Source organism: Nocardia sp. NPDC056952 (genome assembly GCF_042674185.1).
Lineage (GTDB): Bacteria > Actinomycetota > Actinomycetes > Mycobacteriales > Mycobacteriaceae > Nocardia.
On sequence record NZ_JBHURA010000008.1, the window covers coordinates 67,444 to 80,292 of the forward strand.

14 protein-coding genes are annotated in these 12,849 nt (G+C 67.3%); 8 read left to right on the forward strand and 6 right to left on the reverse strand.

Translation table 11 applies throughout. The annotated features are described in order from the left end of the window. Positions 1 to 143 precede the first annotated feature (143 nt). Positions 144 to 524 (forward strand): hypothetical protein, encoded by a 381-nt coding sequence (locus ACFTS5_RS25350; RefSeq protein ID WP_378635457.1) that lies wholly within the window; start codon positions 144 to 146, stop codon positions 522 to 524. A gap of 9 nt (positions 525 to 533) precedes the next feature. On the opposite strand, the gene ACFTS5_RS25355 is transcribed toward ACFTS5_RS25350, so the two are convergent. Then, positions 534 to 1,166, reverse strand: coding sequence for a TetR/AcrR family transcriptional regulator (locus ACFTS5_RS25355; protein WP_378635460.1), 633 nt, complete (start codon positions 1,164 to 1,166; stop codon positions 534 to 536). 103 nt (positions 1,167 to 1,269) lie between these two features. On the opposite strand from ACFTS5_RS25355, the gene ACFTS5_RS25360 reads away from it, so the two are divergent. From ACFTS5_RS25360 to yhjD, 3 genes are read left to right on the forward strand one after another with little or no spacing between them, the layout of a single operon-like run. After that, complete coding sequence (locus tag ACFTS5_RS25360; protein ID WP_378635462.1) at positions 1,270 to 2,214, forward strand: oxygenase MpaB family protein; 945 nt, start codon at positions 1,270 to 1,272, stop codon at positions 2,212 to 2,214. Positions 2,215 to 2,236: 22 nt separating this feature from the next. Beyond that, positions 2,237 to 3,268 (forward strand): tryptophan--tRNA ligase, encoded by a 1,032-nt coding sequence (gene trpS, locus ACFTS5_RS25365; RefSeq protein WP_378635465.1) that lies wholly within the window; start codon positions 2,237 to 2,239, stop codon positions 3,266 to 3,268. 41 nt (positions 3,269 to 3,309) lie between these two features. Then, positions 3,310 to 4,332 carry an inner membrane protein YhjD gene (gene yhjD, locus ACFTS5_RS25370; protein ID WP_378635468.1) on the forward strand — a complete coding sequence of 341 codons (1,023 nt, stop codon included), beginning with the start codon at positions 3,310 to 3,312 and terminating at the stop codon, positions 4,330 to 4,332. Between the two features lie 16 nt (positions 4,333 to 4,348). On the opposite strand, the gene ACFTS5_RS25375 is transcribed toward yhjD, so the two are convergent. Next, the gene (locus ACFTS5_RS25375) at positions 4,349 to 5,668 is read right to left on the reverse strand and encodes a D-alanyl-D-alanine carboxypeptidase family protein (protein WP_378635470.1); all 1,320 of its coding nucleotides are present in this window, start codon (positions 5,666 to 5,668) and stop codon (positions 4,349 to 4,351) included. A 139-nt stretch (positions 5,669 to 5,807) separates the two neighbouring features. Between ACFTS5_RS25375 and ACFTS5_RS25380 the strand changes: the two genes are divergently transcribed. Together ACFTS5_RS25380 and ACFTS5_RS25385 are read left to right on the forward strand one after the other, a co-directional pair. After that, positions 5,808 to 7,319, forward strand: coding sequence for an MFS transporter (locus ACFTS5_RS25380; protein WP_378635473.1), 1,512 nt, complete (start codon positions 5,808 to 5,810; stop codon positions 7,317 to 7,319). Further along, a complete protein-coding gene (locus ACFTS5_RS25385) occupies positions 7,309 to 7,893 on the forward strand; it encodes a TetR family transcriptional regulator (protein ID WP_378635475.1) in 585 nt (194 codons plus the stop codon). Before ACFTS5_RS25380 ends, ACFTS5_RS25385 begins: the two co-directional genes overlap by 11 nt. On the opposite strand, the gene ACFTS5_RS25390 is transcribed toward ACFTS5_RS25385, so the two are convergent. Continuing rightward, a complete protein-coding gene (locus ACFTS5_RS25390) occupies positions 7,894 to 8,589 on the reverse strand; it encodes an ester cyclase (RefSeq protein ID WP_378635478.1) in 696 nt (231 codons plus the stop codon). It abuts the gene before it with no gap. A 141-nt stretch (positions 8,590 to 8,730) separates the two neighbouring features. Next, positions 8,731 to 9,627: a phenylalanine 4-monooxygenase gene (locus ACFTS5_RS25395; protein WP_378635480.1), complete on the reverse strand. Its 897-nt coding sequence runs from the start codon at positions 9,625 to 9,627 to the stop codon at positions 8,731 to 8,733. A 246-nt stretch (positions 9,628 to 9,873) separates the two neighbouring features. Here ACFTS5_RS25395 and ACFTS5_RS25400 point away from each other — a divergent pair, with 246 nt between their 5' ends. Beyond that, complete coding sequence (locus ACFTS5_RS25400) at positions 9,874 to 10,056, forward strand: type II toxin-antitoxin system VapB family antitoxin (protein WP_378635482.1); 183 nt, start codon at positions 9,874 to 9,876, stop codon at positions 10,054 to 10,056. Positions 10,057 to 10,170: 114 nt separating this feature from the next. Then, positions 10,171 to 10,842, forward strand: coding sequence for a RadC family protein (locus ACFTS5_RS25405; RefSeq protein WP_378635484.1), 672 nt, complete (start codon positions 10,171 to 10,173; stop codon positions 10,840 to 10,842). Between the two features lie 15 nt (positions 10,843 to 10,857). On the opposite strand, the gene ACFTS5_RS25410 is transcribed toward ACFTS5_RS25405, so the two are convergent. Continuing rightward, positions 10,858 to 11,574, reverse strand: coding sequence for a TetR/AcrR family transcriptional regulator (locus tag ACFTS5_RS25410; RefSeq protein WP_378635486.1), 717 nt, complete (start codon positions 11,572 to 11,574; stop codon positions 10,858 to 10,860). A 28-nt stretch (positions 11,575 to 11,602) separates the two neighbouring features. Continuing rightward, on the reverse strand, positions 11,603 to 12,832 hold the full coding sequence (locus tag ACFTS5_RS25415) for a cytochrome P450 (RefSeq protein WP_378635489.1): 1,230 nt from the start codon (positions 12,830 to 12,832) through the stop codon (positions 11,603 to 11,605). Positions 12,833 to 12,849 lie beyond the last annotated feature (17 nt).

The window sequence follows — 12,849 nt, forward strand, 5'->3', positions numbered from 1 at the left end:
CACGGTGGACGACTGCCCGCTGGATCGGCGCACCGGTGCCCGGGTTTCGATGCCACTGCTATTGGTGTCTGTCGCAGTCTGATCAGTCCGCTTACTGTCTTCGCCGTGCGGCCACACCCGAGGCTGCCGGCTAGGAGAACCTGATGAAGCGAATACTGTTGAGCGCGAGTATTTTCGGCGCGATCATCGCGGCGGCCACCGGCCCGGCGACAGCTGATGCCGTGGCGGGCGCCGACACCGCGCAGGCGAAGATTCAGCTGGTCGCCGAGGCGTCCCCGGGATCGAGCGACCTGGTCGGTAACCTGCTGCGCGCGCTGTCGAGCGGTTCCGCCGCGGAATGCGACGGCGTCATGCTCGATGTGTGCGTGCCCCTTCCGTCCCAGCCTGCCAACGGTGCGCAGATCGCGGACAGCGGTTCCGGTACCGGCTCGGTGCAAAACGTGGACATCCAGTTCTGGCGCCTGATCGGCTGGCTGAGCAACGGGTCGTCGGAGCCGTGCACCGGCGCGTGCTTCCCCCTGTAGCGGGATCGTTCAGCGGTAGCGACCGGCGAGGTCGTCGCCGAGCAGGACGAAAACGTCGGTGATCTGGTCGATCAGTTCCTCGCGGGTGAGATCGAGGTCGCCCGCGAGCCAGGTCGTGAGGGTCTGGGTCAGGCCGCCGACCAGGTAGATCGCCCGGAAGTCGACCAGATTCTGTGGGACGTCGCCGCCGTAGAAGCCGGTGCCCTCGGCGGCGACCAGCCGGGCGAACGCCCGCACCGTCCTGGCGGTACGGGCGCGAAGCTCCGGGGTGGCCATTCCGGCGATCAGCGCGGCCCTGGCCTTGCGCGGGTCGTCGGTGAGCACCGAGATGCCCGCGTCGATCGCGGCGTGGGCCTGAACGCGGCTGTCGGCGGGCGCGGTGGCCAGTGCGGTGGCGATCGCCGCGGTGAGTTCGTCGGCGATGCGGTCGAGCAGGGCTTCCAGGACGTCGTCGCGCTTGTCGAAACTCTCGTAGTAGTACCGCTCGTTCAGGCCCGCCCGCGCACAGAGGCCGGCGACGGTGAGTTTGGCATCGGCGGCGACCAGATCCAGCGCCGCGTCCAGCAGTGCGGTCCGCCGCTGGGATTGCCGATCCTGCGCCGAAACGCCACCGTATGTCCGTTGTGCTGCCACAGCGTCCATTGTGCGTGCTGCCGTCCTCGCGCGTTGTTTTGGTAGAGACTCTTGCCAGAATATCAATTCTGGAGGATTCTATTGCCAGATGCACTCGACGAGGAGGCGCAACATGGCCACACGGCAGGGCGAACCCGGATATTTCGCCGACGATTCGATGATCCGGCGGGTGATGAGCAAGCGCGCGGTCGGTCTCACCTACGGCGTGCGGGCGCTGGTGATCGGCGCGGTGCATCCGCTGCTGTTCGTCGGCACCAGCGAACACACCGCGCATCGGGAAACCCCCTACACCCGCCTGGCCATCACCGGCGCCCTGTTCGAAGCGGTGTTCCTCGGCAGCTTGGCCGAGGCCGATCGCGCGCTGGCCTTCACCCGGCGCAAGCACGACGCGGTGGTCGGCACCCTGCCCGAAGACGCGGGCGCCCACCATCCGGCCGGCACCGCCTACGCGGCCCACGACCCGCACCTGATGTTCATGACCATGGCCTTCACCTTCGATTCGGCCGAGGTGATGTACGACCGCCTCGTCCGCGAACTCACGGCCACCGAGCGCGAAGACCTCTACCAGGACTATGTCCGGTGGGGCGAACTGTTCGGCATGCCGCGCGACGCCGCACCCGCCGACTACCCGGCCTTCCGTCGCTACTTCGACAGCTATCTGAACTCGACCGAACTGTTCCTCACCGCTGAGGCCGAACTGGTCGGCTCCTATCTCGCGGGCCACCGCAAGGCGTACCGGCTGCGCCCACCGGCCGAACAGGTCGGGACCGCGCTGTATCTGCTGGTCCAGGGCAGTCTTCCGCCACGGATCCGGCAGATGTACGGCATCGAGTGGGGGATCTCCGACGAACTGGCCCACCGCGCGCTGTGCCGCAGCATCCGCACCGCCCATGTCGTCCCGCCGCTGGCGCCCCGGGTTCTGGCGGGCACGCTCGCCGGGCCGAGCGCCCCGTCCTATCAGCTACTCGCCCGTCGCGAACAGCGCATGGTCAAGACGGGCCACCCGAGCATGCCCGGTGTCGATCCACGCAACTGGGTGCAGCGAAATTCCGCTTGAGTGCCATGGAAAGATCGGGGGCATGTCCAGTCCTGCCCCGGCCGAGACGGCCGAACGTAAGCAGCGGGTGCTGTCGGGCATCCAGCCCACCAGCGACTCCTTCCACCTCGGCAACTATCTGGGTGCGCTGCAGTACTGGGTGACGATGCAGGACGAGTACGACGCGCTGTACTTCATTCCGGATATGCACGCGATCACCGTCAGCCAGGATCCCAAGGCGCTGCGGGCGCGCACCAAGTCCGCCGCCGCCCAGCTGCTCGCGCTCGGCATCGACCCCGCCAAGTCCACGCTGTTCGTGCAGAGTCAGGTGCCCGAGCACGCCGAGCTGTCATGGGTGCTGAGCTGCATCACCGGTTTCGGTGAAGCGGGCCGGATGACCCAGTTCAAGGACAAGTCGGTCAAGCAGGGCGCCGAGAACGCGACCGTCGGCCTGTTCACCTACCCGGTGCTGATGGCCGCCGACATCCTGCTCTACCGCCCGCACCAGGTGCCGGTCGGCGAGGACCAGCGTCAGCACCTCGAGTTGACCCGGAACCTGGCCCAGCGCTTCAACACTCGCTACAAGAAGACCTTCGTCGTGCCGGAACCGCACATCGTCAAGGGCACCGCGAAGATCTTCGATCTGCAGGACCCGACCTCGAAGATGAGCAAGTCGGCCTCCAGCGACGCCGGGCTGATCAACCTGCTCGACGACCCGAAGGTCACCGCCAAGCGGGTGCGTTCGGCGGTCACCGACACCGGGCGCGAGATCCGCTACGACCCGGAGAACAAGGCGGGCGTGAGCAACCTGCTGGTGATCCTGAGCTCGCTGCGCGAAACCCCGATCGTCGACCTCGAGGTGAATTTCGAGGGTAAGGGCTACGGTGATCTCAAGGCCGAGGTGGCCGACGCGCTGGTCGAATTCGTGACACCCGTGCAGAAGAAGGTGCAGGAATACCTGTCCGATCAGGCAGAACTGGACCGGATTCTGGCCGCGGGTGCCGAGCGGGCGCGTGAGATCGCAGGCAACACACTTGCTCAGGTGTACGACCGGGTTGGCTTCCTCGCTCGCTGACCCGTTGCGCACCTGAGGTTTTCGCTGAAGGGGCGCGTGTCATGCAGTTGATCGACAACATCTCGACAGCCGTCGAGAAGCAGATCGGGCGCAGGCCCTGGCTGGATCATCTGGTCAGGGCCGGTGGGCGGTTCCAGAGCCAGCGCGGTGACTTCTTCGCGGCGGGCATCACGTATTTCACTGTGCTGTCGCTGTTTCCGCTGCTGATGGTGGCCTTCTCGGTGGCCGGTTTCATTCTGGCCGGACACCCCGACCTGCTGACCGAGTTGCAGGACAAGGTCGTCGAGAAGATTCCCAGCTCCTTCGGCACCCAGATCAACGACCTCATCGAACAGGCGATCAATTCCCGCGGCACGGTCGGCGTCATCGGCTTGCTGGTCGGGCTCTATACCGGGCTCGGCTGGATCGCCAACCTGCGGGCCGCGCTCACCGAGCAGTGGGCCAGTCACAGCCCCGACAAGCCGTGGTGGCTGGCCAAACTGTCGGATATCGGTGCGTTGATCGGTCTCGGCTTGGCCTTCGTGGTGTCGCTCGGTTTGTCGGCGGTCTCGGCGAGCGGGTTGGGCAAGGGGGTGCTCGAGCTGCTGGGGGCGGATCATCTGCCCGGGGCGGGTCTGGTGTTGCGGCTGGTTTCCATCGCGCTCGGATTGCTCGCGTCGTGGGCGGTGTTCGCGTGGATGATCGCGCGGCTGCCGCGCGAGCCGGTGTCGTTGCGCAGCGCGGCGCGGGCGGCGGTGCTGGCGGCGGTGGCCTTCGAGATCTTCAAGATCATCGCTGCGATCTATCTGCGGGCGGTGCTGTCCAGCCCGGTGGGGGCGACGTTCGGGTCGATCATCGGCCTGATGGTCTTCAGCTACATGTCCTATCGGATCCTGCTGTTCGCGACGGCGTGGGCGGCGACGTCGTCGGACAACGAGCGTGCTGCCACGGTCGAGCCGCCGGACGCGGTGGTCATCCGGCCGCGGGTGGTCGAGCACGGGATGTCGACCGGCGCCGGCGCCGCCTACTTCGGGGCGGGAGCTGTGGCGGCGCTCGCCTTGATGCTGGCCGGTAAACGGCGGTAGCGCCCGGCGTTCGGTGTCAGCGCCCGCGCCGGAAAGCCCTGCGGGCCCAGAGCAGCAGCACGAGGATCAGCACCGGGCCGCCGATCAGGGTGGCGATGCGAGCGCCCTGGTGTGCCGGTCGGACCAGGTCGGCCTGGGTACCGTCGGCGCGCGGTGGGGGTGACGCCAGGGGGACGCTGGGTTGCACTGCCTCGCTGCCTGATTCGGGCAGCTTGCCGATCCTGGCGTCGGTGTCGAGGGCGAAACCGTAGTCCAGCAGTCGTGCGGCCTGCTCCCAGGGCCGGATCGGGCGCACGTCGGCCTTGAGCAGGGTGACGACCAGGCGATGGCCGTCGCGTTCGGCGGCGGCGACGAAGGTTTGACGGGCGTCGTCGGTGAATCCGGTCTTGCCGCCGATCGCGCCCGCGTAGTTGTAGAGCAGCTGGTTGTCGTTGGCGATCGGGAAGCCGGGGTGGTCTGCTTTGTCAAAGTTGTCGTCGGGGATCTTGGGGTCGGCGGGGAATCCTGGGAAGTCCACCTGCTCGGTGTGGATCAGTTCGGCGAACAGCGGGATGTTCATCGCCTCGCGGAACAGCACCGACAGGTCGTAGGCCGAGGTACTCATGCCGGGTCCGTCGAGGCCGGACGGGGTTGCGGCGCGAGTGTCCAGCGCGCGCAACGACTTCGCCACCTCGTTCATCTTCGCCACGGCCGCCTTGTCGCCGCCGAGCTGGGTGGCGATGGCGTGCGCGGCGTCGTTGCCCGAGCACATGATCAGGGCCTGCATGAGCTGGCGGTTGGTGTAGCGGCCACCGGGTCCGATGCCGACCCTGGTGCCGTCGACATCGGCGTCGGCCTGGGTGCCGACCACGACCTTGTCCAGATCCAGACTGCGCAGCGCGACGATGGCCAGGGCGATTTTGATGGTGCTGGCGGGGCGGTAGCGGCCGTGCGGATCCTTGGCGGCGAGCACGCGACCGGTGTCGAGGTCGGAGACCATCCACGCGGTCGCCGAGATCTCGGCGGGCACCGGGGGTGCGCCGTCGGGCACGATCACGCCGCAATCGCCCATCCGCTGACCGCCGATGGCGGGGGAGGGGACGGGGAGCTGGGTCGGTGTCGGCTCGCCGGGCGCAGGCACCTCCGAGGTGTCGATCGGCGCGGGCGGCTGCGTCTTCTGTGGGCAGTCGTCGGTGTTCGGCGTGGTGAACGGGGGTGTGGTGGTCGTACTCGAGCCGCCGACCGGTGGCCCGTCGGTGGCGGGGACGGCGAAGGCGGGAGCGCCTGCGAGTGCGGTGACGGTGACGGCAGCACCGAGAAGGCATGCGGCGCGCAGGCCGACTTCACGAATCCTCATCGCCTCGCAGCCTAATAGTCGCTGCGGTGACGCGTTCGCCGGTCCACGAGCTGACAGGTCCGGACCGGGTAGGGTATTGACATGAGCTCTCAAATGAGAGTTACTATCAAAAAGTAGTAGCTATCATTTTGGAGGAGATATGCGGACGGAAGACACCCGCCGCTGGCTCGCGCTCGGCGCGCTTGCCGTGGCGATGCTCACCATCGGACTCGACGTCACCGTGCTCACGGTCGCCATCCCGACGCTCGCGGTGGACCTGGATGCGAATACCGCTGCGCTGCAATGGTTCAGCAGCGCTTACACGCTGGCACTGGCCGCGCTGATGCTGCCCGCGGGCGCGCTCGGCGACCGGTACGGACGCAAGAAGATCCTGCTGGCCGCGCTGGTGCTGTTCGGTGTGGCCTCCGTGGGCTGCGCGTTCGCCACGTCCGCCGGCCAGCTGATCGTGGCGCGGGTGGTGCTCGGCGTCGCCGCCGCCGCGCTGGTGCCGCTGTCGATGTCGGTGCTGCCGGTGCTGTTCACCGAGCCCGCCGAGCGGCAACGCGCGCTGACGATCTGGGTCACCTCGACCGCCATCGGCCTGCCGCTGGGCCCGATCCTCGGCGGCTGGCTGCTGCAGCACTTCTGGTGGGGTTCGGTGTTCCTGATCAATGTGCCGCTGGTCGTCATCGGAGCGTTGGCCGTGGCCACACTGGTGCCGGAATCGCGCAGTGACAGCGTTTTTCGCGTCGATCTCCTCGGCGCGCTGCTCTCGGCGGCGGGCATGCTCGGGCTGACCTACGGTTTCATCCGGATCGGCGAACGCGGCTGGGGCGACCTGCTCGGCTGGCTCGTCGTCGCGGCCGGGGCGGCGACGCTGGCCGTGTTCCTGTGGTGGCAGCGCCGTACCGAGCATCCGCTGATCGACCTCGCGCTGTTCGCCGCACCCGGCTTCCGCTGGGGCACCGCGATCTCGATCCTGGTCAGCTTCGCCATGTTCGGGATGTTCTTCACCGTCCCGCAGTACTTCCAGGCCGTGCTCGGCGTCGACGCGCTCGGCAGCGGGCTGCGGCTGCTGCCCTTGATCGGTGGGCTCGTGATCGGCAGCAGACTGGTCGACGTGGCGCTGCCCCGGCTGGGCGTGCGGGTGGTGATCACCGCCGGACTGCTCGTGCTCGCGAGTGGCCTCGGACTGGGCGCGTTCACCACGGTCGAGAGCGGCTACTGGCTCACGGCGCTGTGGACGACGGTGCTCGGCGCCGGGATGGGCATGGTGATGCCCGCCGCGGTCGGTCTGGCGATGGGCGAGCTGACCGCGCAACGCTCGGGTTCGGGTTCGGCACTGCTGCAAGCACTTCGGCAGGCGGGCGGCACCATCGGCGTCGCGGTGCTCGGCACCGTGCTGGCCACCCGGTACCGGGCCGACCTCGGCGCGCTCGACCGCGCGCCGATCTCCGACGGTGTCAACGCGGGTGTGGCGGTCGCGCGGGAGACCGGTGATCCGGCGATGCTGGCGCAGGTCCAGCAGGCCTTCGTGGCGGGCATGGACACCATGCTCGGGCTGTGCGCGGCGGTGTGCCTGATCGCCGGACTCGGCACCGCGCTGTGGCTACGGCAACAGACGGCACCGGCGACCGACGCGGATGCGGCAGAATCGATCCATGTCGGTTGAGATGTCGCTGCGCGAGCGGAAGAAGGAGCGGACCCGCCGAACCATCAGGGTCGAGGCGTTCCGGCTGTTCCGGGAACAGGGCTACACCGAGACCACGGTGGAGCAGATCGCGGCGGCGGCCGAGGTATCGCCGAGCACCTTCTTCCGCTACTTCCCCACCAAGGAACAGCTGGTCATCGCCGACGACCAGGATGCGGTGATGATCGAGGAAATGGCCTCGCTCCCGCGCGGCCTGAACCCGGTCACCGCCATCCGCAACGCGACCATGGCCGTGTTCGGCCGGATGTCGCCCGCCGATCTCGCCTTCGAACAGGAACGCCAGGCGTTGCTGTTCCATGTGCCGGAACTGCGCTCGGCCATCGGATTGGAATTTCTGCGCAGTATCGAACTCGCCGCCCAGATGCTGGCCGACTACACCGGCCGGTCCGCCGACGACTTCGAGGTGCGGGTGGCCGCGGGCGCGATGATCGGCTCCATGCTCGCCATCGCGCCCGCCACCCCGATGAACGTCACCAACGTCAGTGACGCGCTGGCATTCCTGCAAGCAGGGCTGCCGTTCGGGGAGAAGGCCTGATCACTCCGGCTTGCCGTGCTGCACGGGGCAGCCGTGTGCCAGCGGGCCCAGCAGCTTGTTGTTGTCGTAGAAGTGCTCCAGCTCGAGGATGCGCAGGTCCTCGCTGACGCGGGCGATGGTCACACCGAACATCTCGATCTGCTCACCGGTGGGCTGGTGGCCCTTGTACTCGCCCTCGAACTTGCCCCAGTGCCGCCAGCGGAAGCTCACCGACGGCGGGCCCGACAGCACTTCCTGGACCTCCCAGAAGAAGCCGCCGGGGAAAGCGGTGTGGAAGATGTGGTGCGAGGAATCGAAGGTCTCGTTCTCGGCGTCGTAGTAGGGGTTGTCGCCGATCAGGATGTTGTAGCTGCCGATACGAGCGAACTCCTCGGCGTCCTGCCACGTTCCGCCGTTGACCCGGCCGCGATACTGGTCGGCCACCACCGACAGCCACGTCGCGGGGTCGGCCTTGTGCGAGACCTCCATCTCGAAGACCTTCACCAGGTCCTCGACGATCGCCTCGAGCGAACCGGGCGCGTGCTCGACGCTGCGCTCGCGCGGGATCACCTCGTGGCTCAGTTCGTAGTCGGGAACATTGCCGCGCCATTCCTCCGGCGCCGCGGCGGCGATCACGGCTTCCCGGCCCTGTAGCCACAGGGGCGCTTCCGGTTCCGGGTTCTGCTCGGCCTGCGTATCTGTCGCGTCCACAGTCATTTTCGGTCTACCCGACCCTTTCAAAAAGCTCGAAGAACGGGTCGAAGGTAACAGTCGCGCATCGGTCGCGCGTGTCGGGTCCCAACAAGTGAGAAACACGAAAAGTTGAACTGTGTTCTGTAGCAACGTTTTCGGAGATAGCTATGAAACAGCCTGGGTGGGGTGACCGAGCCTGGCCGGCGTCTCGTCATCCATGGTCGCGAAGAATTCGCCGAGCACGCCGACGATCTGGTCCACCGAATCCGCGCAGAACAGCACCGGCTGGTAATGGGTGATGTCGTAGGCGATGGTGCCCATCTCCGCGACATCGAGCGGACGGAGCCGGGCGTGCCGGAATTCGTCGATCTCGCCATAGGACGACAGCAGTCCGGCGCCGTAGCAACGGATTTCGTCGTTCTCCCTGACCACGCCGAACTCGAGCGAGAACCAGAAGACGTCGGCGAGGAATTTCAGCGCGTTGTCGGTCTCCAGCCGCGCCACCGCGGCGCCGACCGTCTCGTACAGCGCCGCGAAACGTGGGCTGGCGATCTGGTTGGCGTGGCCGATGATCTCGTGGATCGCGTCGGGTTCCGGGGTGTACAGCGGGGCGGAATGATGGCGGATGTACTGGGTGGAGTGGAAGGTGCGCTCGGCGAAGGAACCGAAGAATTCGCGCAGCGGGACGAGGCCCGCGGCGGGCACGTACCGAAAGCCCGACAGGGGGGTGAGCAGCCGTGACACCTCGTCGAGTTGCGGGATGTGATCGTGCGGGAGAGCGAGGTTGCCTGCTGCCTCCCTGACCTCACGGCAGGCATAGACCTCGTGCTTGCGGGCCAGCTCGGCCGAGGCGATCCGCCACACCCGCTGCTCGTCATCGGTGTAGTCGATGTGGGGTACGGGGGCGCCGGGGGAGTAGTCGAGTGCGAGCGCGGCGATGGCGTTGCGGCGCGCGCGGTAGTGCTCGTCGTGCACGCCGGGGTGGTCATCGCTCAGATGCACCGTCACATCGCCGTCACGCTCGCGCGTCACCGGCGAGTAGAGCTGGGCCTCGGTGAACATGACTCCAGGCAATCACCGCATTCCCGTCGCGACAACAACCACGCCGGCAACTACGCAAACTGCACAGTTGCAGGGGTGGTCGCTGTCGGATTCCGGCGGTGAGCTGTGTTTTCTGTGTGCTTGCTGTCCGATGCCGACGGCCGCTGTGTGGACTTGCGAACGCGTGGTTTCGGTAACGACGCGGTGAATTAGCGGACGAGCCGAGCCGCCATCACGCAAGATTGCGATCGTAGAAGAGGAGGATGCGTGCGCAACCTGCGAATAGATCTCGATCAGCGCCTGCTGGCCGCTGCCGCCGACATCATGGGCACCGCCGACAGCAATGCCACCGTCAACGAGGCGCTGCGCCGCATCGTGGTGCACGAACGCCAGCTACGCAATTTGGAACGGCTGATGGCCGATTCGGTTTTCAGCGCGGAGCCCACCTAGCGGGTGGATCCGGGTTCGGGTTTCGTCACCCACGTGGTGGCCGAGGGGTAGCCCGGACTTGTCGGTACCCCCTGCGATCATCGGGAGTCAGTCACCGATCCGCAGGGGGAAACGATGTCGGTTCCGATCGCGAGTTTGCCTGTCGCCCAGCGTCCGCGCGAGCGGCTGCTCCTGCTCGGCCCGCACGCGCTCAGCGACGGCGAGCTGCTGGCGCTGCTGCTCGGCCAGGGGACTCGCGGCCGATCCGCGTTGGAGGTCGCCGCCCAATTGATCGGCGACTACGGCGGATTGGCCGAACTCTCCGCCGCCCGCCCTGAAGAACTGGCCGCCCGCGCGGGCATCGGCCCGGCCAAAGCCGCCACGGTCGTCGCGGCTTTCCACCTCGGCACCCGCTCACGCACGCCCACCGATTCGCTACCTCAGCTCACCACGCCCGAAGACATCGCGGCAGCGGCGATCCCGCTCTTCGCGGGCGCCCGGGTGGAGCGACTTCTCGTGCTCGTCTGCGACACCCAGAACCGCCTGCGCCACCGGGCTTTCGTCGCCGAGGGCGCCATCGACCACGTAGCCGTCCCCGTCCGGGAAATCCTCAACACCGTCCTGCGCCACGACGGCCGAGCTTTCGCCGTGGTCCACAACCACCCCTCTGGCGATCCCGCCCCCAGCCCCGACGACCGCCGAGCCAGCACCCTGCTCCACCAAGCGGCCCGCACGGTAGGTCTGCGCTACCTCGACCACATCGTGGTCGCGGGCGAAACCTGGTCCACCGCGCCACCTCTGCCTTGACGGCCGGGACGCGCCTCAGCCTGCGAAACCGGTGGTGCGAGCCAGATCCGCGAGCATGGCGTCGAACATGATCTCCGGATCGGCCAGGGGGATCGGATAATTGCCGAACACCTCGAGAGTGACGTGGCCGAACAGCCGGGCCCAGATCTGCACCATCAGGTACGTCACGCCCAGGTCCAGCTTCTCGGCGGGGAACTTCTGTCCCGACTCCGAGAGCATGGCCAGCAGTTCGGTCTGGAAGCCGATGAGGTCCTCGCGCAGCGCGGCCGGGATGGTCTCGCCCGGTGGGGTGGCGATCTCGAAGTTCGCCAGCAGCCTGCCCGCCGCGGCCAGGAAGATCCGGCCGAAGGGTTCGTCGAAGCGGCGCATCATCGGTCGCCCCGAGGTGGGCGAGGCGAACACCAGGGTGAATTCCCGCGGGTTCGCCAGCGCCCAGTGCCGGAACCCCCGGCAGATGGCCAGGAACTGCACCGCGCCGTCGTCGGGCAGCGGCTCGATCTCGGTCGAGAGGAACTCGGCCAGATCGGCGCAGAACTCCACCCGCATCCGCTCGATCAACTCGTCGCGCGAGGAATAGTGCCGGTACAGCGCGGGCGCGGTGACGCCGAGTTCGCGCGCGATCGCCCGCAGGGTGACCGAATCGGGGCCTTGCTCGGCCAGCAGCGCCCGCGTGACCCGCCGGATATCGGCGTCGGTCACCACAGGCACACGGCCACGTGCCTTGCCCGTCAAGCGGCCACCCCTTCGGTCATGTTTCGGTTCAAGCGTATTCGACTTCCCACCGCTTGATGCCGTTCAGCCAGCCGCTGCGCAGCCGCACCGGATCGGAGACCTGGCGCAGGTTCGGCATCGCGTCGGCAATGGCATTGAACATCAGGTCGATCTCCAGGCGGGCCAGATTCGCGCCGACACAGTAGTGCGTACCGGTGCCGCCGAAGCCGACGTGCGGGTTGGGATCGCGCAGCACGTCGAACCGGAACGGATCGGCGAAGGCGTCCTCGTCGAAATTGGCCGAGCTGTAGAACAATCCGATCCGCTGGCCCTTTTTGATCTGCTGCCCGCCCAGTTCCAGGTCACGCGTCGCGGTGCGCTGGAACGCGGTCACCGGCGTCGCCCAGCGCACGATCTCGTCCGGTGCGGTGCGCGGGCGCTGCTGCTTGTAGAGCTCCCACTGGTCCGGGTTGTCGACGAAGGCCTTCATGCCGTGGGTGATCGAGTTGCGGGTGGTCTCGTTGCCCGCCACCGCGAGCAGGATGACGAAGAACGCGAACTCGTCGGAACCGAGGTGCTCGCCGTCGACGTCGGCGTTGACCAGCTGGGTGACGATGTCGGAGGCCGGGCAGCCGCGACGCTGTTCGGCCATGTTCCAGGCGTAGCCCATCACCTCGGCGGTCGCGGTGTGGTGATTGCCCTCGAACTCCGGATCGTCGTAGGAGATCATCTGATTGGTCCAGTCGAACAGCTTCATGCGGTCCTCCTGCGGCACGCCGATCAGTTCGGCGATGGCCTGCAGCGGCAGCTCACACGCGATCTGCTCGACGAAGTCGCCGCGACCGGACTTCTTGGCCTCCCACACGATCTTCTCGGCCCGCTCGGTGAGCGCGGCCCGCAGGTTCTCCACCGCGCGCGGGGTGAAGCCCTTCGACACGATGCGCCGGATCTTGGTGTGCTGCGGCGGATCCAGGTTCAGCATGAGCATGTTGCCGAGCATGTCGATCTGCTCGCGCGTGGTCTCCTCGTTGAACCGGATGATCGCCGTGTTCTCGTGCGAGGAGAAGTCCTCCGGATTCTTCGAGATCTCCTTGATGTCGGCCAGCTTGGACACCACCCAGTACCCGCCGTCGTCGAACCCGCTGGCGCGGTCGGGCTGCGCGCACCACCAGACCGGCGCGGTGCGTCGCAATTGCGCGAACTCCTCGATCGGCAATCGGCTGGCGAGGAGATCGGGATCGGTGAAATCGAATCCCGCGGGGATGTTTGTGCTGGTCACGGCAGTCTCCTTCGATC

Coding starts and splice junctions, on each gene's coding strand:
- ACFTS5_RS25405 (WP_378635484.1), top strand. CDS start 10,171: ATGTCGGTTCCGATCGCGAGTTTGCCTGTCGCCCAGCGTCCGCGCGAG.
- ACFTS5_RS25360 (WP_378635462.1), top strand. CDS start 1,270: ATGGCCACACGGCAGGGCGAACCCGGATATTTCGCCGACGATTCGATG.
- ACFTS5_RS25355 (WP_378635460.1), bottom strand. CDS start 1,166: ATGGACGCTGTGGCAGCACAACGGACATACGGTGGCGTTTCGGCGCAG.
- ACFTS5_RS25350 (WP_378635457.1), top strand. CDS start 144: ATGAAGCGAATACTGTTGAGCGCGAGTATTTTCGGCGCGATCATCGCG.
- yhjD (WP_378635468.1), top strand. CDS start 3,310: ATGCAGTTGATCGACAACATCTCGACAGCCGTCGAGAAGCAGATCGGG.
- ACFTS5_RS25390 (WP_378635478.1), bottom strand. CDS start 8,589: ATGACTGTGGACGCGACAGATACGCAGGCCGAGCAGAACCCGGAACCG.
- ACFTS5_RS25395 (WP_378635480.1), bottom strand. CDS start 9,627: ATGTTCACCGAGGCCCAGCTCTACTCGCCGGTGACGCGCGAGCGTGAC.
- ACFTS5_RS25385 (WP_378635475.1), top strand. CDS start 7,309: ATGTCGGTTGAGATGTCGCTGCGCGAGCGGAAGAAGGAGCGGACCCGC.
- ACFTS5_RS25375 (WP_378635470.1), bottom strand. CDS start 5,668: ATGAGGATTCGTGAAGTCGGCCTGCGCGCCGCATGCCTTCTCGGTGCT.
- ACFTS5_RS25380 (WP_378635473.1), top strand. CDS start 5,808: ATGCGGACGGAAGACACCCGCCGCTGGCTCGCGCTCGGCGCGCTTGCC.
- trpS (WP_378635465.1), top strand. CDS start 2,237: ATGTCCAGTCCTGCCCCGGCCGAGACGGCCGAACGTAAGCAGCGGGTG.